Annotated in this window: 18 protein-coding genes, 1 tRNA gene and 2 riboswitches; of the genes, 6 read left to right on the forward strand and 13 right to left on the reverse strand. The window is 67.9% G+C overall.

Features of this window, described 5'->3' with window-relative positions; genetic code table 11:
- Window positions 1–274 precede the first annotated feature (274 nt).
- Both vapB and U5809_RS30750 read left to right on the forward strand, forming a co-directional pair.
- On the forward strand, window positions 275–511 hold the full coding sequence (vapB, locus tag U5809_RS30745; RefSeq protein ID WP_322089276.1) for a type II toxin-antitoxin system VapB family antitoxin: 237 nt from the start codon (window positions 275–277) through the stop codon (window positions 509–511).
- Entirely contained in the window at window positions 511–912 is a 402-nt protein-coding gene (locus U5809_RS30750; protein WP_322089277.1) for a type II toxin-antitoxin system VapC family toxin, read from the forward strand. The genes vapB and U5809_RS30750 overlap by 1 nt, the downstream gene beginning before the upstream one ends.
- 87 nt (window positions 913–999) lie before the next feature.
- On the opposite strand, the gene U5809_RS30755 is transcribed toward U5809_RS30750, so the two are convergent.
- The 8 genes from U5809_RS30755 to U5809_RS30790 form a co-directional block, all read right to left on the reverse strand.
- Window positions 1,000–2,388: an L-serine ammonia-lyase gene (locus U5809_RS30755; protein WP_176049058.1), complete on the reverse strand. Its 1,389-nt coding sequence runs from the start codon at window positions 2,386–2,388 to the stop codon at window positions 1,000–1,002.
- Window positions 2,389–2,418: 30 nt separating this feature from the next.
- Window positions 2,419–3,555, reverse strand: a complete 1,137-nt coding sequence (locus tag U5809_RS30760; protein WP_322089278.1) for an alginate lyase family protein — start codon at window positions 3,553–3,555, stop codon at window positions 2,419–2,421.
- 150 nt (window positions 3,556–3,705) lie between these two features.
- A complete protein-coding gene (gene gcvP, locus U5809_RS30765) occupies window positions 3,706–6,633 on the reverse strand; it encodes an aminomethyl-transferring glycine dehydrogenase (RefSeq protein ID WP_322089279.1) in 2,928 nt (975 codons plus the stop codon).
- A 60-nt stretch (window positions 6,634–6,693) separates the two neighbouring features.
- The gene (gene gcvH, locus U5809_RS30770; RefSeq protein ID WP_048247841.1) at window positions 6,694–7,074 is read right to left on the reverse strand and encodes a glycine cleavage system protein GcvH; all 381 of its coding nucleotides are present in this window, start codon (window positions 7,072–7,074) and stop codon (window positions 6,694–6,696) included.
- Between the two features lie 117 nt (window positions 7,075–7,191).
- Window positions 7,192–8,310, reverse strand: coding sequence for a glycine cleavage system aminomethyltransferase GcvT (gcvT, locus tag U5809_RS30775; protein ID WP_282506335.1), 1,119 nt, complete (start codon window positions 8,308–8,310; stop codon window positions 7,192–7,194).
- Between the two features lie 83 nt (window positions 8,311–8,393).
- A riboswitch (glycine riboswitch) is annotated at window positions 8,394–8,527 on the reverse strand.
- Window positions 8,528–8,560: 33 nt separating this feature from the next.
- A riboswitch (glycine riboswitch) is annotated at window positions 8,561–8,664 on the reverse strand.
- Window positions 8,665–8,787: 123 nt separating this feature from the next.
- On the reverse strand, window positions 8,788–9,150 hold the full coding sequence (locus U5809_RS30780; protein ID WP_011350564.1) for a hypothetical protein: 363 nt from the start codon (window positions 9,148–9,150) through the stop codon (window positions 8,788–8,790).
- A 159-nt stretch (window positions 9,151–9,309) separates the two neighbouring features.
- On the reverse strand, window positions 9,310–10,362 hold the full coding sequence (locus U5809_RS30785) for an oxidoreductase (RefSeq protein ID WP_322089280.1): 1,053 nt from the start codon (window positions 10,360–10,362) through the stop codon (window positions 9,310–9,312).
- 236 nt (window positions 10,363–10,598) lie between these two features.
- Complete coding sequence (locus U5809_RS30790) at window positions 10,599–11,306, reverse strand: SGNH/GDSL hydrolase family protein (RefSeq protein WP_322089281.1); 708 nt, start codon at window positions 11,304–11,306, stop codon at window positions 10,599–10,601.
- 286 nt (window positions 11,307–11,592) lie between these two features.
- Between U5809_RS30790 and U5809_RS30795 the strand changes: the two genes are divergently transcribed.
- Window positions 11,593–13,680, forward strand: a complete 2,088-nt coding sequence (locus tag U5809_RS30795; protein ID WP_176049047.1) for a UvrD-helicase domain-containing protein — start codon at window positions 11,593–11,595, stop codon at window positions 13,678–13,680.
- A gap of 83 nt (window positions 13,681–13,763) precedes the next feature.
- Here U5809_RS30795 and U5809_RS30800 read toward each other — a convergent pair whose 3' ends face one another.
- Complete coding sequence (locus U5809_RS30800) at window positions 13,764–14,648, reverse strand: c-type cytochrome (protein WP_322089282.1); 885 nt, start codon at window positions 14,646–14,648, stop codon at window positions 13,764–13,766.
- Between the two features lie 252 nt (window positions 14,649–14,900).
- On the opposite strand from U5809_RS30800, the gene U5809_RS30805 reads away from it, so the two are divergent.
- The 3 genes from U5809_RS30805 (at window position 14,901) to U5809_RS30815 (ending at window position 17,281) form a co-directional block, all read left to right on the forward strand.
- Window positions 14,901–14,976: transfer RNA gene (locus U5809_RS30805), tRNA-Arg, on the forward strand.
- A 230-nt stretch (window positions 14,977–15,206) separates the two neighbouring features.
- The gene (locus tag U5809_RS30810) at window positions 15,207–15,536 is read left to right on the forward strand and encodes a helix-turn-helix domain-containing protein (protein ID WP_282507466.1); all 330 of its coding nucleotides are present in this window, start codon (window positions 15,207–15,209) and stop codon (window positions 15,534–15,536) included.
- Between the two features lie 140 nt (window positions 15,537–15,676).
- A complete protein-coding gene (locus U5809_RS30815) occupies window positions 15,677–17,281 on the forward strand; it encodes a TIGR04222 domain-containing membrane protein (RefSeq protein WP_322089283.1) in 1,605 nt (534 codons plus the stop codon).
- Window positions 17,282–17,324: 43 nt separating this feature from the next.
- Here the strand turns inward: U5809_RS30815 and U5809_RS30820 are convergent, their stop codons facing one another.
- The 4 genes from U5809_RS30820 to U5809_RS30835 are packed head-to-tail and all read right to left on the reverse strand — an operon-like array spanning window position 17,325 to window position 22,757.
- Window positions 17,325–20,117, reverse strand: coding sequence for a glycosyltransferase (locus U5809_RS30820; protein WP_322089284.1), 2,793 nt, complete (start codon window positions 20,115–20,117; stop codon window positions 17,325–17,327).
- A gap of 51 nt (window positions 20,118–20,168) precedes the next feature.
- Complete coding sequence (gene rffA / locus U5809_RS30825; RefSeq protein ID WP_322089285.1) at window positions 20,169–21,329, reverse strand: dTDP-4-amino-4,6-dideoxygalactose transaminase; 1,161 nt, start codon at window positions 21,327–21,329, stop codon at window positions 20,169–20,171.
- Window positions 21,330–21,388: 59 nt separating this feature from the next.
- Window positions 21,389–22,039, reverse strand: a complete 651-nt coding sequence (locus U5809_RS30830; RefSeq protein ID WP_322089286.1) for a class I SAM-dependent methyltransferase — start codon at window positions 22,037–22,039, stop codon at window positions 21,389–21,391.
- Window positions 22,040–22,049: 10 nt separating this feature from the next.
- Complete coding sequence (locus U5809_RS30835) at window positions 22,050–22,757, reverse strand: WbqC family protein (RefSeq protein WP_322089287.1); 708 nt, start codon at window positions 22,755–22,757, stop codon at window positions 22,050–22,052.
- Between the last annotated feature and the right edge of the window lie 3 nt (window positions 22,758–22,760).

The following is a 22,760-nucleotide window of genomic DNA, read 5'->3' on the forward strand; positions in this document are numbered from 1 at the left end:
GGACGACTGGTGCATGATTGCCGGACGGTGGAAAGTGGCGGCTGCAAGCATCGAACCGGACAGGACGATCCGCTGCCACGGTCAAGCGCGTGGCGAGTCGCCCCGGATTGCATACCGGTTTGCCGCATTTGACCGGCCGCCGGCATGGTGAATGTCTCCCCCGTATCGCATGCCGCCATCCACGACCGCTTCGGAGTCACGTACACACATGGATTTACACTGCCTCGGAAATAACCTAAAGTACATCCTTCGTACACACGCATGGGAGATCGACATGCATACCACGAGGGTGTTTCGGAACGGCAACTCGCAAGCCGTACGGATTCCGGCGGACCTTGCTTACGAGCGCAGCGATATCGAGCTCGAAATCGAACGGATCGGCGACGAAATCCGTATTCGGCCGATGCGACGGCCGTTGACCAGCGTGCTCGAGAAGTTCGCGAAATTCGGGCCGGATTTCATGGCCGAAGGGCGTGGCGACCAGGAGCAGGCCGACCGCGAGGGCTTGTGATGCCGCGCTACATGCTCGACACCAACATGTGCATCTATCTGTTGAAGAGTCAGCCGGAACAGGTCGCGAGGCGGTTTGCACAGTGCTACACGGGGGACGTCGTGATGTCGGCGATTACCTATGCCGAACTCGAGTACGGTGTGACCGCGTGTGCAAGTCCTGCCCAGGAGCGCAGCAATCTCGCCGCGCTGATCGAGGATATTCCGGTCGCGCCGTTCGACGCGGTGGCCGCGCAAGCGTACGGCCCTGTCCGCGAAGCGACCCGCGAACGGAAGAAGGATCATCTCGACAAACTGATCGCGGCTCATGCGGTGTCGCTCGACGTCGTGCTGGTGACCAACAACGAGCGGGATTTCGTGAGCTATCCGGGCGTGCGGCTGGAGAACTGGTTGAACGACTAGCGTGCCCGGCAGGCGTGACGCAACGCGCAACCATGTCCGGCGGTCATGCGGGGTATCGATTCGCCCCGCATGACCGTCGTTACCGCATCAGCACTCGACGATATTCACCGCCAGCCCGCCGCGCGACGTTTCCTTGTACTTCGTCTTCATGTCCGCACCCGTCTCGCGCATCGTCTTGATCACGGAGTCGAGCGACACGTAGTGCGAGCCGTCGCCGCGCAGCGCCATGCGCGCCGCGTTGACGGCCTTCACCGACGCCATCGCATTGCGTTCGATGCACGGAATCTGCACCATCCCGCCGACCGGGTCGCAGGTGAGGCCGAGGTTGTGTTCCATCCCGATTTCGGCCGCGTTCTCGACCTGCTGCGGCGTGCCGCCGAGCACGGCGGCAAGTGCGCCGGCTGCCATCGAGCATGCGACGCCCACTTCGCCCTGGCAGCCGACTTCCGCGCCCGAGATCGACGCGTTGAGCTTGTAAAGAATGCCGATCGCGGCGGCCGTCAGCAGGAAGTCGATCACGCCTTGCTCGTTCGCACCGGGCGTGAAGCGTGTGTAGTAGTGCAGCACGGCCGGGATGATGCCGGCCGCGCCGTTGGTCGGCGCGGTGACGACACGGCCGCCGGCCGCGTTTTCCTCGTTGACCGCGATCGCGTACAGGTTGATCCAGTCGATCATCGACAGCGGATCCTGCAGCGCGCGCTCCGGGCTGCCTGTCAGCGTGCGGTACAGCTGCGGCGCGCGGCGCTTGACCTGGAACGGGCCGGGCAGGTTGCCGTCGGCATCGGGGTTGCCGATCCCGCAGCCGCGCGACACGCACGACTGCATCACGGCCCAGATCTTCAGCAGGCCATCGCGTGTTTCTTCCTCGGTGTGCCACGCGCGCTCGTTGTCCCACATCAGCTGCGCGATCGACTTGCCGGTCGACTCGGTCAGCGCGAGCAGCTCGGCGCCGGTGCGGAACGGGTGCGTCATCTGCTCGGCCGCGCTCAGCACCTTCGTGTTCGGCGCGCCGGCCGTCACGACGAAGCCGCCGCCGACCGACAGGTAGGTGCGCTCGACCAGTACCGCGCCGTTTGCGTCGGATGCACGCAGTTTCATCCCGTTCGGATGCTCGGGCAGCGCCTGGCGATAGAACGCGATGTTCTCCTTCAGCACGAACGGCACCGGATGCGTACCCAGCAGCGCGAGCTTCTTCGACTTGCGGACGTCTTCCAGGCGTGCGTCGATGGTTTCGGGATCGACGGTGTCGGGCGCATCGCCGAGCAGGCCGAGCATCACGCCGCGGTCGGTACCGTGGCCCTTGCCGGTGGCGCCGAGCGAGCCGTACAGCTCGACCTTCACGTGGGCGGTTGCATCGAGCATCCCGTCGCGCTCGAGGCCCTGGACGAACATCAGCGCCGCGCGCATCGGTCCGACCGTGTGCGAACTGGACGGACCGATGCCGATCTTGAAGAGGTCAAACACGCTGACTGCCATTTCGATACCTGCCTTGCTTTAAGAGTAGTGCTAGCGCGCCTGCAATGGCAGGCACGCGGCGAGCCATGCGGGCGGCGTTGGGGATAGTTGCTGCGCGACGCGGGCATAGCGCCCGTCGAGCCGCGCGGCCAGATGAAAGAGTTCGGTGGCGTTTTTCGGGTCCCACTGCCCCGTGTAACCCGGCAGGCCGGCCTCGCGGCGCTTCGCGTCGAACGGCACCGGCGAATTCACGAATTCCTCGTGCGTCTTCTCGCCGAGCGCGTACGGCACGAGCCAGTCGAGCGCGGCCGCGAGCGTAGCACCGTTCGCGCCGCGTTCGCGCAGCCAGTTGCGGTTGAAGCGGCGCGCGGCGAGCGCGGCCGTCACCAGCGGCTGCAGGTCGTAGACCGCGTAATGCAGCGCATCGCGTTCCTCGAAGTCCCACGTCTTGCCGTCCGGACCGATGTTGTCGGCGAGATGCTCGACGAACAGCCGCTGCGCGGCGTTCATCATCTTGCGGTCGCCGAGCGTGAACGCGGACAGCGCGATCAGCTTGATCCGGTGGCTCTGCCAGTTGTTGCGCCAGGTGCCGGTGAGCGGGCGCTTCTGCGCGTCGATCTGCGCGACATAGCCGGCGCCGAGCTTCGCGATGAACGCGGCCGTCGCGTTGCGGGTCTTCACCGGCAGCGCGCTCGCGGTCATGTCGTACGCGACGATCAGGCTCTCGAAGCGCGTTTCGTCGATCGGATTGAAGCTCGGCTGGTAGGTCGAGACCCACGCGGACAGGAAGCGGTCGACGAGCTGCAGGTAGCGCGGCGCGTTCGTCACGCGCCACGCGAGCGCCGCGTCGCGCATCAGGTCCATGTCCTTCAGTGCGGCCGCACTCTGGTCGTAGATGCCTTCATGCGGCAGCGTACCCTCGGTGTGCACGCGCGCCATCGCCTTCGGCTGCTCGCCGATGCGCGCGTCGACGCTGCGGATCAGCGCCTGCACGCCCGGCTCGGCCTGGGTCGTCTCGCTCGCCTGCAGTGCCGGCGCCGCGCAGAAATTCATCGCCGCGCGCGCGCTGCCGGCCGCGCCGAGGCCGGCGGCGGCCAGCGACAGCGACGCGACGAGCATCGGCACGACGCGGCGCACGCGCGGCCGCCTTTGCATTGCACCATGGCCCGGAAACATCGGACGCACCATGCGGAACTCCTTCATTGGCTGGATCGCGTGTGATGTTAGCCGGATTGGCGGATAAACGTGAACCGGTTCGAGTGGCGCACAAAAAACCGCACGCAACACGGAGTTGCGTGCGGTGCGGTCACCATCGGTCGGCTCCTGGCCTCGCGTGCGTTATGCGTATTCCGACATCGGCACGCACGAGCAGAACAGGTTGCGGTCGCCGTAGACGTTGTCCGCGCGGCCGACCGGCGGCCAGTACTTGTTCGTGCCGAGCGACGCGACCGGGTACGCGGCCTGCTCGCGCGAGTACGCGTGCGGCCATTCGTTCGCGGTGACGACGGCCGCCGTGTGCGGTGCGTGACGCAGCGGGTTGTCCTCGCGATCGGCGCGGCCTTCCTCGACCGCGCGGATTTCGTCGCGGATCGCGATCATCGCGGCGATGAAGCGGTCGAGTTCTTCCTGCGATTCCGATTCGGTCGGCTCGACCATCAGCGTGCCCGGCACCGGGAAGCTCATCGTCGGCGCGTGGAAGCCGTAGTCCATCAGGCGCTTCGCGACGTCGTCGACGCTGATGCCGCTCGATTCCTTGATCGGACGCAGGTCGAGAATGCACTCGTGCGCGACCAGCCCGCCCGGGCCCGAATACAGCACCGGGTAGTGCGGCGCGAGGCGCTTCGCGATGTAGTTCGCGTTGAGGATCGCGGTTTCCGTGGCGGCGGTCAGGTTCTTTGCGCCCATCATTGCGATATACATCCACGAGATCGGCAGGATCGACGCCGAGCCGTACGGCGCGGCCGACACGGCACCGATGCCGTTTTCGTCGCGCGAGTAGCCGGTCGAGCGCTGGTTCGGCAGGAACTTCGCAAGGTGCGCGCCGACCGCGACCGGGCCGACGCCCGGGCCGCCGCCGCCGTGCGGGATGCAGAACGTCTTGTGCAGGTTCAGGTGCGACACGTCGCCGCCGAACTGGCCCGGCGCGGTCAGGCCGACCATCGCGTTCATGTTCGCGCCGTCGACGTACACCTGGCCGCCGTGCGCATGGACGATCTCGCAGATCTCGCGGACGTTCTGCTCGAACACGCCGTGCGTCGACGGGTACGTGATCATGATCGCCGCAAGGTCCTTCGCGTGCTCGTCGGCCTTCGCCTTCAGGTCGGCGATGTCGACGTTGCCCTGCGCGTCGCAGGCCACGACCACGACCTTCATGCCGGCCATGTGCGCGGACGCCGGGTTCGTGCCGTGCGCGGATGCCGGGATCAGGCACACGTCACGGTGCGCTTCGCCGCGCGATGCGTGGTACGCGTGGATGATCAGCAGGCCCGCGTACTCGCCCTGCGAGCCCGCGTTCGGCTGCAGCGACACGGCCGCGTAGCCGGTGGCCGCGACGAGCATCTGCTCGAGCTGGTCGATCATCTCGCGGTAGCCGACGGTCTGCTCGGCCGGTGCGAACGGGTGGATGCCGCCGAACTCGGGCCACGTGACCGGCAGCATTTCCGACGTCGCGTTCAGCTTCATCGTGCACGAGCCGAGCGGGATCATCGAGCGGTCGAGCGCGAGATCCTTGTCCGACAGGCTGCGCAGGTAGCGCAGCATTTCGGTTTCGGAATGGTGGCGGTTGAATACGTGGTGCGTCAGGTATGCGCTCGTGCGCTCGAGGCCGGCCGGCAATGCGGCGACGCCGGCAAGCCCTGCGTCCAGCGCGTCGACGGCCGGCGCGGTGCCGCCCGCGGCTTGCGCGAACACGGCGAGGAGATCGGCGAGGTCGTCGCGCGTCGTCGTTTCGTCGACCGACACGCCGACTTGTGTGTCGCTCACGCGGCGCAGGTTGATGCGCTTGGCCTTCGCGAATTCGTGGACCTGCGCGGTGCTCGCGCCGGTATCGATCGTCAGCGTGTCGAAGAACGTGTCGTTGACGGTCGCGAAGCCGAGCTGCTTCACGCCGGCGGCGAGCAGCGCCGCGATGCGGTTCACGCGCAGCGCGATCGTCTTCAGGCCGTGCGGGCCGTGATAGACCGCGTACATGCTGGCCATGATCGCGAGCAGCGCCTGCGCGGTACACACGTTCGACGTCGCCTTCTCGCGGCGAATGTGCTGTTCGCGCGTCTGCAGCGCGAGGCGCAGCGCGGGCTTGCCCTGCGCGTCGACCGTCACGCCGACGAGGCGGCCCGGCATCTGGCGCTTGAATTCGTCTCGCACCGCGAGGTACGCGGCGTGCGGGCCGCCGAAGCCCATCGGCACGCCGAAGCGCTGCGTGTTGCCGATCGCGACGTCCGCGCCCCATTCGCCGGGCGGCGTCAGCACGGTGAGTGCGAGCAGGTCGGCCGCGACGACCACGTGGCCGCCGGCCGCGTGGATCGCTTCGGTGAGTGCGCGGTAGTCGCGCACGTCGCCGTTCACGCCCGGGTACTGCAGCAGCACGCCGAACGCGTTGGCCTGCGCGGCGTCGGCGGCCGGGCCCGTCTTGACCTCGATGCCGACCGGCAGCGCGCGCGTGCGGATCACTTCGAGCGTTTGCGGCAGCACGTCGTCGGCGACGTAGAACACGTTCGACGTCGGCTTGCCGGTGCGCTGCAGCAGCGTCATCGCTTCGGCCGCGGCGGTGGCTTCGTCGAGCAGCGACGCGTTCGAGATCGCGAGGCCCGTCAGGTCGGCGACCATCTGCTGGAAGTTCAGGAGCGCCTCGAGGCGACCCTGGGAAATTTCAGGCTGGTACGGCGTGTAGGCCGTGTACCACGCCGGGTTTTCGAGCACGTTGCGCAGGATCACGGCCGGCGTGTGCGTGTCGTTGTAACCCTGACCGATATACGAGCGGAACACCTGGTTCTTGTCCGCGAGAACCCGCAGCGCGGCGAGCGCTTCGGCCTCGCTCTTCGGCTGTGCGAACGGGCCGAGCGGCAGCGTTTCGGCGCGGCGGATCGAGGCCGGGATCACGGCGTCCATCAGGGCGGCGCGCGACGCAAAGCCGAGCGTGTCGAGCATGGCCTGCTGGCTGGCGGCGTCGGGGCCGATATGGCGTTCGGCGAACGCGTCGTGCGTTTCGAGCGCGGCGAGCGAGAGGGGCGTGCGGTTCATCAGGCGGTCCGGGTGTTCGAGCTTCATGGCGTGACTCTGGTCCCGCGCGGGCCGGCTGGCCGGCGCCGCGCGGTTCGGGTAGGGGAATTAGTCGATCAGCTTGCTGTAGGCGGCTGCGTCGAGCAGGCTGTCGGTCGATGCGCCGGCCGCCAGCTTGACCTTGAACAGCCACGTGTCGTACGCGTCGCTGTTCACCTCTTCCGGCGTGTCGACTGCATCCGCGTTGATCGCGACCACCTCGCCCGACACCGGCGAATAGATGTCCGACGCGGCTTTCACGGATTCGACGACGCCGATCGCGTCGCCTGCCTTCACCTGCTTGCCGACGGGCGGCAGTTCAAGGAAAACGATGTCGCCGAGCGTGTTCTGCGCGTGATCGGTGATGCCGATCGTCAGCGTGCCGTCGGCTTCAGTGCGGATCCACTCGTGTTCGTCGGTGTACTTCAGATCGGCCGGGACGTTGCTCATCGGATGCTCCTGATAAAAGGGTTTGTTCGTTTTGCTGACGCGCCGTCGGGGCGCGCCGGGTGTGGTGTTGCGCCGGGCGCCATCTCCCGGCTTCCCGGGAGGCGGGCCTCCCGGCCGTTACGCAGCGAGGACCTTGCCGTTGCGCACGAACGGCAGTTTTACCACGCGCGCGGGAAGATTCTTGTCTCGAATTTGCACCTGGATGAGGTCGCCGATCTGGACGGCGGCCGGCACGCGCGCGAACGCGATCGATTCCTGCATCGACGGCGAGAACGTGCCGCTCGTGATCTCGCCTTCGCCGTGCGGCGTGACGACCTTCTGGTGCGCGCGCAGCACGCCGCCCGCCTTGCCGTTTTCCTTCTGCAGGATCAGGCCGACGAACGCGGCGCGGGTGCCGTTGGCTTCCAGTGCGGCGCGGCCGACGAACTCGCGCGGCGCGGCGAGGTCGACCGTCCACGCGAGGCCCGCGTCGAGCGGGGAGACGGTGTCGTCCATGTCCTGGCCGTACAGGTTCATGCCGGCTTCCAGGCGCAGCGTGTCGCGCGCGCCGAGCCCGCACGGGCGCACGCCGTTTTGCTGCAGTGCGGCCCACAGCGCTTCGACGTGCACGGCCGGGACGATCACTTCGAAACCGTCTTCACCGGTATAGCCGGTGCGCGCGATGGTGAGATCGCCGAACGGCGTGGCAGCGACCTGCGCGGCGTTGAACGGCTTCAGCTCGCTGGTCGCGGCACGCGCGGAAGGCACGGTCGTCCAGACCTTTTCGCGGGCGTTCGGGCCCTGTACGGCGACGATCGCGAAATCGCGGCGCGGCGCGATCGTGAGGCCGAAGCTGCCTTGCTCGTTCAGCTGGTTGAACCACGCGATGTCTTTCTCGGCCGTGCCGGCGTTGACCACGACGCGGAAGAATTCTTCGGTGAAGTAATAGACGATCAGGTCGTCGATGACGCCGCCCTGCGGGTTGAGCAGGCACGAGTAGAGCGCCTTGCCGGGCGTCTTGAGCTTGCCGACGTTGTTCGCGATCGCGTGTTCGAAGAACGCGCGCACGCGGCTGCCGGTGAAATCGACCACGCACATGTGCGACACGTCGAACATGCCGGCGTCGGTGCGCACGGCTTCGTGTTCTTCGATCTGCGAGCCGTAGTTGACGGGCATGTCCCAGCCGCCGAAGTCGACCATGCGGGCATTGAGCGCGCGGTGCGCGGCGTTGAGCGGGGTGTGATTCAGTGCAGTCATCGAGGCCTCAGGCAAGGCGCTTGCGCGCGGATCAGAACGGCCATGTGCCGACCGCCGTGGCCGATGGCCGCCAGCGATCCGGTACATGCCCCTCTGTCCTCGATACCTGAGAGATTGCGCTGCCGGCAAAGCCGGGCGAACGCGCGCCCCTTCGGTGGGCAGCTTGCCCGCGCAACCAGTGCGCTGCGGGCTACTGCCGCTCTCCAGAGTGCGGGGAGAGTGTGGCCCGCGCAATGCGCGGACGCGATTCCCCGACGCGGTCGGTCCTTTTGCCTGAGAGTTTGCGGGTGTGCCCCTTCGGCGGCGCAACCGGTGTCGAAACCACCCGGTTACACGCTCTCCCGACGCGTGCGGGCGACTGTACGCGAGCGGGTGAGCCTTGTCAATTTGGGCAAAAGAATGTCGCTTCGCGACAAGCGGCGGCGTGGGGCGCCGCCGCCTTTTTGCCGGCACCGGCAGGTGCCGGCGTTGGCGGGATTACTCGCCGATCGCGCGGGCGGCCGTGTCGAGTTCCTGGTTCAGCACGCGCTGCTCGTCGCCGGACAGGCCGCCGCTATGCTGCGCGGACATGTCGTTCGATTCCTGGCGGATCACGTCGAGGCGGTGGTGAAGCTGCGCACCGTACGGCGGCGGATAGTAGCCACCGTTCACGCGCGCATCGATGCGGCGGTGCAGGTTGTCGATCCGGCCCTGGATCTGCTGCATCCGCTCGTTCGCGACGACCTGCGGATTCGGCCGCGGCGGGGGCGCCGGGCGGACCGGCTGCTGCGGCTGCACGATACAGGCCGCAAGCGAGGAAACCAGGACGCAGCATGCCGCTGCGCGAATCAACCGTTGCATCAACATTCTCCTGACGGATTGGTGTCGGATCGACTTTTTTGAGAAACGCATCAGACCGGTCGGACGCTGACTTTCGTTCCCCCGCCATTTGTAACCGAATGTTCGGACATGGTCCACGCGCACGCGTGCCGGCCGGCCGCGACCGGCCGGCGCGCGGCGTCAGACCATGCGGCGCACGAACGGCAGCCGGCGGCCATCGTGCTCGCTTTTCGCGGCGAGCTCGATGATGGTCATCACGTCGACGGCGTCCTGCGCGGTGACGGGGAACGGCGCGCCGTCGCGGACCGATGCGGCGAGCGCACGGTAGAACTCCGCGTACTGGCCGTCGAGCGTCGGAACCGGGCGTTCGACCTCGATTTCGCCGTCGAGCACGCGCAGCAGGCCGGGCGGGTTGCCGCCGCCGAATTCGACGTCGTCCGCGGTGAGGCCGGCCTTGAGCTGGTCTTCCTGCGTGTCGAGCCCGAACTTCTGGTAGCTGCCGCGCGTGCCGTGCAGCGTGAAGCGGGCCGGTTCGATCGCCGACAGCGCGCTCGCATGCAGCGCGACGTCCTTGTCCGGATAGCCGAGCAGCAGGTGCACGAGATCGGGTGCCGTGCCGTTCTCGCGACGCGTCTTGACGGTCGCGCTCACCGTTTCCGGCAGGCCGAACAGCGCGAGCGCCTGGTCGATCAGGTGCGGGCCGAGGTCGAGCAGCAGGCCGCCGCCGCGGGCCGGCTCCTCGCGCCAGCGCGTGCGCGGCGTCGGGCGGAAGCGGTCGAAATGCGACGCGAAATAGGTGAGGCGGCCGAGTTCGCCCGATTTGACGATGTCGCGCACGGTGAGAAAATCGCCGTCCCAGCGGCGGTTGTGGAACGGCGCGAACAGCCGGCTGCGCGTGTTCGCGAGACGTGCGAGCGCAAGCGCCTCGTCGGCGGTGAGCGTGACGGGCTTGTCGACGACCACGTGGCGGCCGGCTTCGAGCACCTGGCGCGCAAGCGTGAAGTGCGTGTCGTTCGGCGTGGCGATCACCACGCACTCGATGTCGTCGAGGCTGAGCAGCGTGTCGAGGTCGGGGACGACGCGCGCGCCCGGATACGCGGCCTGCGCGCGATCGGGCTGCCCCGTCGCGATCGCGGCGACTTCAGTGCGGCCGCTCGTGGCGATCACGGGCGCGTGGAACGTCGCGCCGGCGAAACCGAAACCCATCAAACCAATCCTGAGCAATGACGACATGGCAATCCTTGGCTGCGAAGGAAACTAAAGGATGGCGCGCCGAAACGGCGCGAAGACGACCGGCTATTTTGGCATGGCGCCGCTGCTTGCACAGACGCGTTGGGCGAAACGCGCGATGCGCAACGGCGCTTGCGCAAGGAAGGGCGGCATTTTGCGCAAGGCTGAGCGCCGCACGCCGCACGCCGCACGCCGCACGCGGCATGGCCGGCAGCCCGGTGAACGGCCGACACGCCGCGTCACGCGGTTGCCCGCTGCCGCACGGCCGCCGCGACCTGCGCGGCCCACACCGCGCATGCGGATTCGCCGGGATGAAAGCCGTCGGCGGCCATCAGGTGGCGCTCGAGCGGCAGGTCGACCCGCAGGAACGTACAGTGCGGCTGCGCGCCGGCCCAGCCGGCGAGCGCCGCGTTGAGCCGCTTCGCACGCAACCCGAGATACCACGCGAGCGGCTGCGGCAGCGCCGGGAAGCGCTCCATCGGCGGCACCGCCGACAGGATCGCGTGCCCGACCCGGAAGCGTGCGGCCAGCAGCCGGACCAGCTCGGCCTGCTGCGCCAGCCAGCGCGCGGGCGCCACGCCGCCCGTCACGTCGTTGACGCCGAGCGACGTGACGGCCACGTCGAACGGTTCGGCCGGCTCGGCTGCGAGCCAGTCGACGAGCTCCCGCGTGGTGAGGCCCGTGCGCGCGAGCAACTTCCAGCTCACGCGGTGGGTGGCCGCCAGCGCATGCGCCAGTTGCCCGGACAGCGCGTCGCGCTGCGTTGTGACGCCGACGCCCGCGGCCGCCGAATCGCCGACCACCAGGACACGGAGCGGCGGGCCGTCGCCCGCCACGCCGTCGCGCGGGCCGGCCGCTTCGGGCAGCCGCGGCGTGACGCGCCGCACGTAGCGCCCCTGCGCGAACAGCAGCGGGCCGAGGGCGGCAGTGGCGAACGGGTATCCCATGAGGTCGGTCCGGTGGTGGTTCAGACGAATGAAATCGGGCCGGAGCGGGCGGCGCCGGGGGATACCTATTGTGGCCGATCGGAGCGTGGACGGGGCCGGATTGGCCGGACGGACAGGGTGCGACCGGCCGGTCGGCCCGCGCGGCCCCGTCCGGCGGCGCTCCCGAAATGCACGCCGCCGACGTGTTAACATGCGCGTCCTGCCCGCGTGTCCGCCTGCTTCGCCAGCCTGTCGCGCACGGCATCCTCCAGGCGTCCCGCCGTCAACCGCAACACCATCCGCCATCATGTCCGCAGGCCTCAATCCCGCTCAGAACGAAGCGGTGCGCTACCTCGACGGTCCCTGTCTCGTGCTCGCCGGCGCGGGCAGCGGCAAGACCCGCGTGATCACGCAGAAGATCGCGCACCTGATCGAAGCGAAAGGCTTCGAGCCGCGCCATATCGCCGCCGTCACGTTCACGAACAAGGCGGCCGCCGAAATGCGCGAGCGGGTGTCGAAGCTGCTCGAGGGCAAGACGCTCACCACGCCCGGCAAGGAAGGCCGCAAGGTGCCCGTCAACCAGCTCACCGTCTGTACGTTCCATTCGCTGGGCGTGCAGATCCTGCGACAGGAGGCCGAGCACCTCGGCCTGAAGCCGCAGTTCTCGATCATGGATTCGGACGACTGCTTCGGGATGATCCAGGAACAGCTCGGCACGACCGACAAGGGGCTGATCCGCAAGATCCAGAGCATCATCTCGCTGTGGAAGAACGGCCTGATCATGCCCGACGAGGCGATGGCGATCGCGGCGAACGAGGACGAGCACCAGGCCGCGATCGTCTACCGCAACTACGTCGCGACGCTGCATGCTTACCAGGCGGTCGACTTCGACGACCTGATCCGCCTGCCGGCCGAGCTGTTCGCGAAGAACGAGCAGGTGCGCGACCGCTGGCAGAACAAGCTACGCTACCTGCTGATCGACGAGTACCAGGACACCAACGCGTGCCAGTACGAGCTGGTGAAGTTGCTCGCCGGCCCGCGCGCCGCGTTCACGGCGGTCGGCGACGACGACCAGGCGATCTACGGCTGGCGAGGCGCTACGCTCGAGAACCTCGCGCAGCTCGGCAAGGATTTCCCGAAGCTGCACTTGATCAAGCTCGAGCAGAACTACCGATCGACGGTGCGAATCCTGACGGCCGCGAACAACGTGATCGCGAACAACCCGAAGCTGTTCGAGAAGAAGCTGTGGTCCGAGCACGGGATGGGCGACTCGATCACCGTCACGCCGTGCAACGACGAGGAGCACGAGGCCGAATCGGTCGTGTTCCGGCTGTCCGCGCACAAGTTCGAGCGGCGCGCGCAGTTCCGCGATTACGCGATCCTGTACCGCGGCAACTTCCAGGCACGGATCTTCGAGCAGGTGCTGCGGCGCGAGCGGATTCCGTACGTGCTGTCGGGCGGCCAGTCGTTCTTCGACAAGGCCGAGATCAAGGATTTGTGCGCGTACCTGCGGCTGATCGCGAACGCCGACGACGATCCCGCGTTCATCCGTGCGATCACGACGCCGCGCCGCGGGATCGGCAACACGACGCTCGAGGCGCTCGGCTCGTTCGCGGGGCAGGCGAAGGTGTCGCTGTTCGAAGCCGTGTACATGGGCGGAATCGAGGCGCGGCTGTCGGCGCGCCAGGTCGAGCCGCTGCGGATGTTCTGCGACTTCATCCAGCGCCTGACCGAGCGCGCGGACAAGGAGCCCGCGACCGTCGTGCTCGACGACATGATGGAGGCGATCCACTACGAGGCGTACCTGTACGACGCGTTCGACGAGCGGCAGGCGCAGTCGAAGTGGCAGAACGTGCTCGAGTTCCTCGAATGGCTGAAGCGCAAGGGCACCAAGCCCGAGACGGCGGCCGTCGACGGCGAGGCCGAAGGCTTCCACAACGCGGACGGGCTCGCCGATACCGGCAAGAACCTGCTCGGCCTGATCCAGACTGTTGCGCTGATGTCGATGCTCGAAGGCAAGGACGAGGATCCGGACGCGGTGCGACTGTCGACCGTCCATGCGTCGAAGGGGCTCGAGTATCCGCACGTGTTCCTGGTCGGCGTTGAGGAAGGCATCATGCCGCACCGCGGCGGCAGCGAGGACGACGGCCCGATCGACAGCGAGCGGATCGAGGAAGAGCGCCGGCTGATGTACGTCGCGATCACGCGCGCGCAGCGCAGCCTGCACCTGAACTGGTGCAAGAAGCGCAAGCGGGCGCGCGAGACGGTCGTGTGCGAGCCGTCGCGCTTCATCCCGGAGATGGGGCTCGACGAAGCGCCGCCGCCGACACCGGAAGAAGCGCCGATGTCGCCGAAGGACCGGCTCGCGAGCTTGAAGGCGCTGCTGCAGAAGTGAGGCGGCGGTCCGGTGGACCGGAAAGACAAAACCCCCGCGATGCGTGAGCGTCGCGGGGGTTTTTTACGGATGGCCCGGCGTGGTTACTTCGACGCGTTGACCATGTAGTCGACTGCCGCCTTCACATCGGCGTCGGACGCGGTCGAACCGCCCTTCGGCGGCATCGCGCCCTTGCCGTGCAGCGCGTAGTTGTAGACCGTATCCATCGAGTCCTTCAGGCGCGGTGCCCAGTCTTCCTTGCTGCCGAACTTCGGTGCGCCGAGGACGCCGGCCCCGTGGCAGGCCACGCAGGTCGACGAGTACAGCGCCTTGCCGGCCGTTGCCGCATCGGCGCCGGCCGGTGCTGCCGCGGGTGCTTCGCCGGCTTTCGGGATCGCGGCGATCGCAGCCATCGCGGCGGCGGCCTGTGCGTTCGACGCGTCGGCGCCCGATGCGGCGGCGCCGGCGGCGGGCGCTGCATTGGCGGCCGGGGCGGCCGGTTCGGGGAAGTTCGCGCCGTCGTTGTTCGCCATGTAGACGATCGCGCGCGCGATTTCATAGTCGCTGACGTCGTCGGGGCTCGTGCCGCCGCGCGGCGGCATCGCGCCCTTGCCGGCGAGGGCCGTCTTCAGCAGCGTGTCGAAGCCTTGCGAGATGCGCGGCGCCCAGTCGTCCTTGTTGCCGAACTTCGGTGCGCCAGCGGCGCCCGTGCCGTGACAGGTTACGCAGACGGCCTTGTAGACTTCCTCGCCGGTCTTGTACGTGCGGGGCGCGTTGGCGTCCTTCACGTCGACCTTCGCGAGTGGCGCGATACGTGCGGCGACCTGTTCGTCGGATAGGGCATCCGTGCCGGCACCGGAACGGAACGCATGGTTCGCATAGTTGGCGAACAGGACGATCAGGATGATCGGAATCGCGAACGACGCGATGATGACGGCAATCAGCTGCCCGGGTGTTTTGACGGGGGATTCGTGGGGTGCTTCGCTCATGCTTGCCTCGTCTCCATGAATAGGAATTGTGAGCGCGGTGCAACGGCAAAATGGCAGTCCAATGAAGCACGGACGATTATAGACGGAACGTTTACATCACGGCGAGCGGTGCGATGGCGCGTGTTTACCCGCACGCAGCGCGGCCAGACGGCCATTCGTCGGGCAAGGTGGACGCTTCATGGGAAACCGGGTATCCTTGCCGTCTTGCCAATCGTGGGCGGCCTGTATATTGGGGTCGCTTCACTGTCTCACGCGCCCGTAGCTCAATGGATAGAGTACTGCCCTCCGAAGGCAGGGGTTGCTGGTTCGATCCCAGCCGGGCGCGCCAAAACATGCCTGTTCAGGCCTTCAGCGGTTTCTCCGCACCCTCGTTTTCCCGTTTGCAGTAACATCCCGGCCGATTGGCGGCATGGCGGTTGTCGATCGCGTGCGCATCCGGTCCGGCGACACCATTCGCCGCTCCGGTTCGACGTGCCCGAGGGCCGCATGAAGACGCTGATCGAACCTATCGACCGAAACTAGGAGTCGCCGCTTCGCACTGCGACCGGCAATCACCGGATGAGCAAATCACTTTCCGTTCAGATCATCAACGGGCCGGACGGGGCGCCGGCCTTCGTCGTGATTCCGTACGCCGACTATGTCGCGCAGCAGCGGGTCGCGCGCGACCCGGTCCCGCACGAGGTCGTGACGCGCGCCGTGTTCGACGGCAGCTCGCCGGCACGCGCGTGGCGCGAGTATCTCGGGCTGACGCGGGCCGAGGTCGCGCAGCGGATCGGCATCGGTCGAGCGGACTACGCGAAACGGGAAAAGCGCGAGAAGCTGCGCAAGCCGATGCGCAGGAAGATCGCGGCAGCGCTCGGCATCACGCTTGCGCAGCTCGACTTCTGATCGGTTGACGTGCGGCGCGGTGAGCGCCTGAGGTGTGCCGCGTCGCGGTGTCGCGCTGCCCCGCCGTTGTGCGAGAATCGCCCGCAACGACAACTCAAGCGTCGATCGCGGCGGCCGTCCGCGCATCGCGCCGACTCCCGATGGCTGCCATTCCGTCTCCCTCGACCGCAGTCGATGCCCGCGCACTGACCGATGCGCAACAGGCGCTGCTTGCGCGGCTGAGCGCGTATTCCCCCGACGATCCCAATTCGCCGCTGCCGTACAGCCGGCGCCTCGCCGAAGCCGAAGGCTGGTCGCAGGCCCACGCGCTGGCCGTGATCGACGAATACAAGCGCTTCGCGTTCCTCGCGCAGGCGGCCGGGCACCCGGTCACGCCGTCGGTCGCGGTCGATGCCGCGTGGCATTTCCACCTGCAGTACACGCTCGAATACTGGGACGTCTTCTGCGCCGGCGTGCTGCGCGCGCGGCTGCATCACATGCCCGGCACGGGTGCGCCGGACGAGGGTGCGGTGTACGCGCAGCGCTATCGCGACACGCTCGACAGTTATCGGCGGTTGTTCGGCTGCGAGCCGCCGGAATCGATCTGGCCGCGCCCCGTCGATCAGTCGGTCGATGCGCCGACGCCGCAGGCGGACGAACCGGCTACCGCTGCGCCGCGCCGCACCTGGCGCAACCGGCTGCCGAAACTCGCGTGGCCGGCTGCTGCTGCGAGCGTCGCTGCAACCTGCGCATCGGCGCAGGACTTCAACGTGCTGAACTACACGGGGCCGCAGTTTCTTGCGTTCTACGTCCCGGCTTGCGTGGCTGCGCTACTGCTGATCGCCGGCCTGCACTGGATCGAGTACCGGTGGCGACGCTGGGGCTGGCGCAGCAGCAAGCCCAAGCGCGACATGTCGGCGACGGAAGCCGCCTATCTGATGGGCGGCGAGTCGCGGGTCGCGCAGGTCGTGACGATGTCGCTCGCGCATGCGGGGGCGATCGACCTGTGGACCGTCCCGAAGCAAGGCGGCTACGTGCAGATCGCCGATGTGAATCGTGCGGGGCGTTACGAGGAAGTCTGTACCTGGCTGAACGGGCAGTCGACCGGCATCGTGCGCTACGGTGTGTTTCGCGAACGGCTCGCGCGGTACGTGCAGGAGGCGGTTGACGGGCTGCACGGGCAGGGCTGGTACTGGCTGGTCGGCGAGATGCGCGCGTCGCGCATGGCCGCGCGTGCGATCGTGCTGCTCGTGCTCGGCACGGGCGCCACGAAATTGGCGGTCGGCCTGAGCCGCGGACGGCCCGTGCTGCTGCTCGCCATCTGCATGGTGGCCTTTGCGATCGCGTACCGCGTGCTCGCGCGGCGCCTGCGAGGCTTCAGGCTGGGCGGCGCGACAGCCGGCGGACAGGCCGCGCTGATCGCGCGTCGGGTCTCGCATGATGCACGATCGGCGCGCAACGTGCAGGTCGAGCGGAATGTCGAGGGCACGCGCGACGCGCCGGGCGACGAACGTGACGGGGCGGACACGCTGTTATGGACGGCAGCGCTGTTCGGCGCTGGCGCGCTGGCCGGCACTGCGTGGGCCGCATACTCGGGCACGGTGATGGCGCCGTCGCCGCTGGCGAGCGCGATGGCCGCGAAATCGGGCGGCGGGTCATTCGATTCGTCCGACAGCGGCGGCTCGTCGTCGAGCTGCAGTTCGTCGAGTTCGTGCAGCTCCAGCTCGTGCAGTTCGAGCAGTTGCGGCGGATGCTCGTCGAGCTGAGCGTGCCCGGTCATGAAGGCGCGCGCCGGTCCGCGCGCCTTCGTCAATCGATCGCCGCATCTGCGGCGGTCGTCTCCTGAATATCGTCACCGGCTTCGGTTTCCGCTGCGTCGATGATCGTGACCCAGTCGAACGCGGGCATCGCGGCGAGTTGATCGGCCGTGGCCGCGTACTCCTGCGGCGCGGCCCGCAGGTAACGCAGCCGGTCCGTCCACTCGGGCAGCGGGCCGGATGACGTCGTCAGCACGACGCTCAGCAAATCCTGCTCGGCGCGAGCCGCGACGATCTGCAGCGCTGCCTGCACGCGTTCGCCGTTGCCGGCGGCATCGAGGATCAGCGCGCCGGGAATCGGCGCTTCGCGCGGCGGCAACTGCACGGCCGTGCCCTGGCGTTCGACGCACACCCGGTAGAGCTCGCGATGCAGCGGCAGTTGCGCCTGCAGCGCGTCGCCCTTGCGCACGCGTGCCTGCGCGGTGCGGGCAATCCGCCGGCGCAGCGCGGGCTGCGCGACCAGGCGGTCGATCGCTCCGTCCCATGCGTGCGGGTCGTCGCCGGCAAGCAGCACGTCGTCGCCGTCGTTCATGCCGATGCGGAACGCCGGCAGGTCGCTCGCGACGATGGCGATGCCGGCGGCCGCGAATTCCTGACGCTGGATCGCGCTGGCCGCGTAAGCATCGGCATCGGCGAGCGGCATCAATGCGATATCCCAGTCCAGCGTGCGCAGTTGCTGAGCATACGCGCGGTACGTATCGGGCGCGGGCCGGAATTCGGCTGCCGGATGGTCTGCCCAGCCTTCGGGCAAGTGCGTACCGAAGAACTGTACGGCGATGCGGCCGGCGTGGCGTGCGCAGACCGCACGCAGCGCGGCGTCCACGCGTGCGAAATTGACCGGCAGCAACGCGTCGCCCGCGACGCCGATGGTCACGCGGTCATCCGCACGGGCCGGCACCGGGCGCAGGAACAGGTCGAGATCGACGCTGTCGGGCAGCACGAACACGCGCGGGTTCCACGGCCGGTAGCGGTTCGCGAGATCCGGCGTCGGGACGACGACAGCGCATGCGTTGCCGAGCGTGTACGCGATGCCCGTCCACGCCGGATCGTCTTGCGCCGTGGGCGGCGGGCAGTCGGTCGCGTAGATCACCGGCTTGTCGAAGTCGAAGATCGCGCGCAGTCCGTCGAGCGACAGCAGACCCGGCGTGTGGCGATCGAGCAGCACGGCGTCGGCCGTGGCGATCGCCTGGCCGTCGGTTGTACCCCAGACGAATTCCCAATCGTTGCCGAGCTGCGCGAACGGCAGTGTGAGGCGGCGCTGCACGGACGCGCCGTCGACCGGATCGAGCGCATACGCGACGAGACGCTTCTTCTGCCACGCGCGTAGCGCGTGCGCACCGCCCGGCGCGGGTGCCGGTGCGCGAGCCGGCCGCCGGCCCTGTTCGGCGAGCCACGCGTACAGCGTGCCGTGGCGGGCGCATTCGGCATCGCCGGGCAGCACGTGTACTGCCGCGTTGACATGACGGAAGGTGCGCGCGATCGCGTCAGACGGTACCACCAGCGCATCGGCGCGCCGGATCGCGTCGTACATCGCGGCAAGCCGCCGCGCGCTGCCTGCGATCACCGGACCGTCGAGCGCGAGCGCGTCGAGCGGTCGGTCGAGATCGCAGACGACCGGCTTGCCGAGCGCGAATATCTGTTCGAGCGCGGGACTTGACAGCAGGCTCGCGACCGCGCCGTGCAGGACGACGATGTCCGCCCGCTGCAGCGCGTCGAGGTCGATGCCGTTGCTGCCGACGGGAAAGTCGACGACCCATTCGCGATCGAGCCGGCCGAACGGGGTGCCGAACCGTGCCTGGATGTGCGGATGCGTGACCGGTTCGGCGCACACGACGGCCATGCGCCGCACCGCATGCACCGCTGCCGGCCGCGCGCCTGAGCCAGGCGAACCGGGCCGGGCGTCGAGTTCGCTGGCGCGTGCCTGGGTCTTGTCGACGAAGTGCCGCAATTGCTGCCAGAACGTTGCCTCTTCCTCCCGGTAGACGTCGCGTGCTTCATGCACGGTCGCCTTCGCGTGCGCGATCTCGTGCGGATCGAGCCCCCAGGCGATGCCCTTGCCGCCCATCACCCAGCGTTCCGCGTTCGACATCGACGCGTCGTTGAGGATGCACACGACCGGGCAGCCGCACAGCAGTGCTTCGAACGCGATGGTGGACCATTCGTACAGGTACACGCATTCGACCCGGCGCAGCAGTTCGGCGAGTTCGTGCGCCGAGCGTTCCGGCACGCGGCCAGAGATCTCGATCGATTCGGCTGTTGCGGGATGCAAGTTGCCGCCGCGGCGAAGGTGGCGGTTCAGGAACACGGCCGTGCCGCTGCGGGTCGTGTCGTCGACGCCGTCGCAGTGGAAGATGCGCGTATCGACGAGCGGCATTCTCAGCAGGTCGGCCTGCCATCCGTCGGGCACGATCGACGGCCCGAACGAGAACACGAGATCGGTCGGCGCCAGGTCGATCGGGTTGCCGTTGATGCGGCCGGGCTCCGCGAGCAGGTACCGGGCGACGCAGCGTGCACCGAACGGATTGCCTTCGACGATCTCGGGATACACGGCAACCGGGCTGCGGCCCGCTTCGAAGTGGGCCTGCGCGATCTCCTGCGTCAGCAACGGCGTGCGCAGCCCCGGGTGCACTTCCGCGGTCTGGAGGTAGGCCTCGTAGCCGAGCAGGTTCAGCGCGTGGCACAGGTAGTGCATCGCGCGCACGCCGCCCGACGTCTGCTTGTAGCCGGGCGCGGTGAGGTAGTACGGATGGCCGAGTGGCGCGAAGATGCAGGGCGAGTCGTTCATGGGGCGAATGGCGAAAGGCGCGATGAAGGGCGACGGGCGGCCGGTGGCCGGTTATGCGCCGGCCCGGTAGAAGTCGGATACCACTTCGATGACGCGATCCTGTTCCGCTTCGCTCATCGCGTGGTACAGCGGCAGGCGCACGAGCCGGTCAGCGACATTGTCGGTGACCTGCATGCCGGAGCCGCACCGGCCGTAGCGCAGACCCGCCGGCGAACTGTGCAGCGGCACGTAATGGAATACGGCGAATACGCCCGCGTCGCGGATCCGTTCGAGCAGCGCGGTGCGCTCGGCGAGGTTGCGCGTGAGGAGATAGAACAGGTGGCCGTTGCCCTGCTCGCTCAGCGGCGCGGCGGGCAGCGTGATGTGCCCGGCGTCGTGCAGCGGCTGCAACGCATCTTCATAGCGTTTCACGGTCGCGCGCCGCTGTGCGGTGATCACGTCCGCGTGCTCGAACTGCGCGTACAGGAACGCGGCGATCAGCTCGCCCGGCAGATAGGACGAACCGACGTCGACCCAGGTGTACTTGTCAACGTGGCCGCGGAAGAACTGGCTGCGGTTCGTGCCCTTCTCGCGGACGATTTCCGCGCGCTCGACGAGGCGCTCGTCGTTGACGAGCAACGCACCGCCTTCGCCGGCGATCACGTTCTTGGTCTCATGGAAGCTGAGACATGCGAGATGGCCGATGCTGCCGAGCGGCTTGCCCTTCCAGGTCGACTGGATCGCCTGCGCGGCGTCCTCGACGACCCACAGCCGGTAATCGGCCGCGAGGTGCGAGATCGTGTCCATGTCGCACGACACGCCCGCGTAGTGAACCGGGACGATCGCGCGCGTGCGCTCGGTGATCGCGGCCGCGACGAGCTGCTCGTCGAGGTTCAGCGTATCGGGACGGATGTCGACGAAGACGGGCGTCGCGCCGCGCAACGCGAACGCGTTGGCGGTCGACACGAACGTGTAGGACGGCATGATCACCTCGTCGCCCGGGCCGACGTCGGTGAGGATCGCGGCCATCTCCAGCGCGGCCGTGCACGAGTGCGTGAGCAGTGCGCGATGGCAGCCGATGCGCGTTTCAAGCCACTGGTGACACAGCTTCGTGAACGCCTGGTCGCCGGCGAGTCCGCCCTGTTCGACCGCTTTCGCGATGTAGTAGAGCTCCTTGCCGACGATGAACGGCCGGCCGAACGGAATGCGATCGAGATTGGGAGGAGCGAACATGACAGGACTCCGCGGGGGCATATGAGGGGCGACGGGCGGCGGCTTGCGCGAGGGCGCGCTCAGCCGTCCTTCCTGACGAGCAGCGTGAATTCGTACAGCCCGTAGTCGTGCAGCAACGCGACGTGCCGCGAGTAGCGGCGTTTGCAGCGATCGAACAGCGCGCACGGATCGGCGTAGTACAACCGTTCGGGCCGCATGAACGGTGGATCGGAATACGACGTCAGGCAGTTGAACGAGAAGCCGAGGCGGCTCGTCGCGTGCAGCATGTCGAGCGTCGCGTGGATGTAGTCGAGCCACGTCTCGTCGTCGTGGCCGCGATGGACGTTGAAGATGCCCGACGCAATGCCGTAGTCGGCGGTCGCCAGCGGCGTGTCGCCGACGTGAAACGACACGTTGGCGCGGTCGCGATGACGTTGCCGCGCCGCGTCGACCATCTCGGGCGACACGTCGTTGCCCGCATAGACGTGACGACGCCCCGCCGTGTGCTCGTCGAGAAAGTCCACCAGCGCGCCGTAGCCGCAGCCGATGTCGTTGACCGAAAAGCCGTCGGCATCGGGCGCGACGATTTTCGTCAGCTGTGCGAATCGCAGCCGCTGGCCGTCCTCGCCGTTCCAGTCCACGCCGCGCGCGGTCTGTCCGTGCTCGGCCAGGCGCGCGCCGTAATAGGCGGCGACATCTGCCAGCAGGCTCGAGTGTCGGGAATCGTGCATCGCGTGGTCCTCAGGTTCGGCCGGTCACGACATGCCGGCGTGCATCCGGGCCGCAATGAAACAGCACGTCGAGCACCGTCACGCCGTGAACGAACTCGCCCCACAGCTGCGCGTAGGGTGGATACGCCGGATAGTCGAACCAGCGCACCGCGACGCGTTCGGCCGCGAACCGGCTCTCGTCGAGGTAGTCGCGCGCGGCGGGGCCCGACAGGTATTCGGTCGCCCCGGCCTGGAGACAGAGGTTCAGCAGCTTGTCGGTGCGGTCGCCTTCCAGCGTGTAGTCGGACGACGACGAAATGCGCGTGGAGATGCCTAACTGCCGGTTGATCCACGCCAGCATCGCGAGGTTCAGCGCGCTCAACGTGTCGTGCCGGCCATCCAGGTAAAGCGCTTCGAGCTGTTCCTCGTACCGTGCGAAATGCGGCGCACGCGCATAGTTCTGCCGCAACCGCGTCCAGTGCTGCTCCGACCATTGCGTGCCGTCGATCTCGGTTTCACGGATGCTCTGGTGATAGCGGCCTTTCACCTTGACCGGCACGGTCAGCCACTGCACGCCCTGCGGCGTCTTGATCTGGTTGCGGTTGCGCCAGTCGCGCCGCGTGTACTGCGCGTCGTCGTACAGGATGAATTCATCGGTCGCGGCGATCAGGTCGAAGTAGCCCTTCCACGGGATGTAGTTCGACTGGACGATCGCGATGCGCTTCGGCTGCGGATTCATGTC

The sequence above is a fragment of the Burkholderia sp. BCC1999 genome (assembly GCF_905339975.1).
In the GTDB taxonomy this organism is placed as follows: Bacteria; Pseudomonadota; Gammaproteobacteria; order Burkholderiales; family Burkholderiaceae; genus Burkholderia.

Excerpts from the sequence above, each read along its gene's own strand:
- vapB (WP_322089276.1), top strand. The coding sequence starts at position 275 with ATGCATACCACGAGGGTGTTTCGGAACGGCAACTCGCAAGCCGTACGG.
- U5809_RS30750 (WP_322089277.1), top strand. The coding sequence starts at position 511 with ATGCCGCGCTACATGCTCGACACCAACATGTGCATCTATCTGTTGAAG.
- U5809_RS30755 (WP_176049058.1), bottom strand. The coding sequence starts at position 2,388 with ATGGCAGTCAGCGTGTTTGACCTCTTCAAGATCGGCATCGGTCCGTCC.
- U5809_RS30760 (WP_322089278.1), bottom strand. The coding sequence starts at position 3,555 with ATGGTGCGTCCGATGTTTCCGGGCCATGGTGCAATGCAAAGGCGGCCG.
- gcvP (WP_322089279.1), bottom strand. The coding sequence starts at position 6,633 with ATGAAGCTCGAACACCCGGACCGCCTGATGAACCGCACGCCCCTCTCG.
- gcvH (WP_048247841.1), bottom strand. The coding sequence starts at position 7,074 with ATGAGCAACGTCCCGGCCGATCTGAAGTACACCGACGAACACGAGTGG.
- gcvT (WP_282506335.1), bottom strand. The coding sequence starts at position 8,310 with ATGACTGCACTGAATCACACCCCGCTCAACGCCGCGCACCGCGCGCTC.
- U5809_RS30780 (WP_011350564.1), bottom strand. The coding sequence starts at position 9,150 with ATGCAACGGTTGATTCGCGCAGCGGCATGCTGCGTCCTGGTTTCCTCG.
- U5809_RS30785 (WP_322089280.1), bottom strand. The coding sequence starts at position 10,362 with ATGTCGTCATTGCTCAGGATTGGTTTGATGGGTTTCGGTTTCGCCGGC.
- U5809_RS30790 (WP_322089281.1), bottom strand. The coding sequence starts at position 11,306 with ATGGGATACCCGTTCGCCACTGCCGCCCTCGGCCCGCTGCTGTTCGCG.
- U5809_RS30795 (WP_176049047.1), top strand. The coding sequence starts at position 11,593 with ATGTCCGCAGGCCTCAATCCCGCTCAGAACGAAGCGGTGCGCTACCTC.
- U5809_RS30800 (WP_322089282.1), bottom strand. The coding sequence starts at position 14,648 with ATGAGCGAAGCACCCCACGAATCCCCCGTCAAAACACCCGGGCAGCTG.
- U5809_RS30810 (WP_282507466.1), top strand. The coding sequence starts at position 15,207 with ATGAGCAAATCACTTTCCGTTCAGATCATCAACGGGCCGGACGGGGCG.
- U5809_RS30815 (WP_322089283.1), top strand. The coding sequence starts at position 15,677 with ATGGCTGCCATTCCGTCTCCCTCGACCGCAGTCGATGCCCGCGCACTG.
- U5809_RS30820 (WP_322089284.1), bottom strand. The coding sequence starts at position 20,117 with ATGAACGACTCGCCCTGCATCTTCGCGCCACTCGGCCATCCGTACTAC.
- rffA (WP_322089285.1), bottom strand. The coding sequence starts at position 21,329 with ATGTTCGCTCCTCCCAATCTCGATCGCATTCCGTTCGGCCGGCCGTTC.
- U5809_RS30830 (WP_322089286.1), bottom strand. The coding sequence starts at position 22,039 with ATGCACGATTCCCGACACTCGAGCCTGCTGGCAGATGTCGCCGCCTAT.
- U5809_RS30835 (WP_322089287.1), bottom strand. The coding sequence starts at position 22,757 with ATGAATCCGCAGCCGAAGCGCATCGCGATCGTCCAGTCGAACTACATC.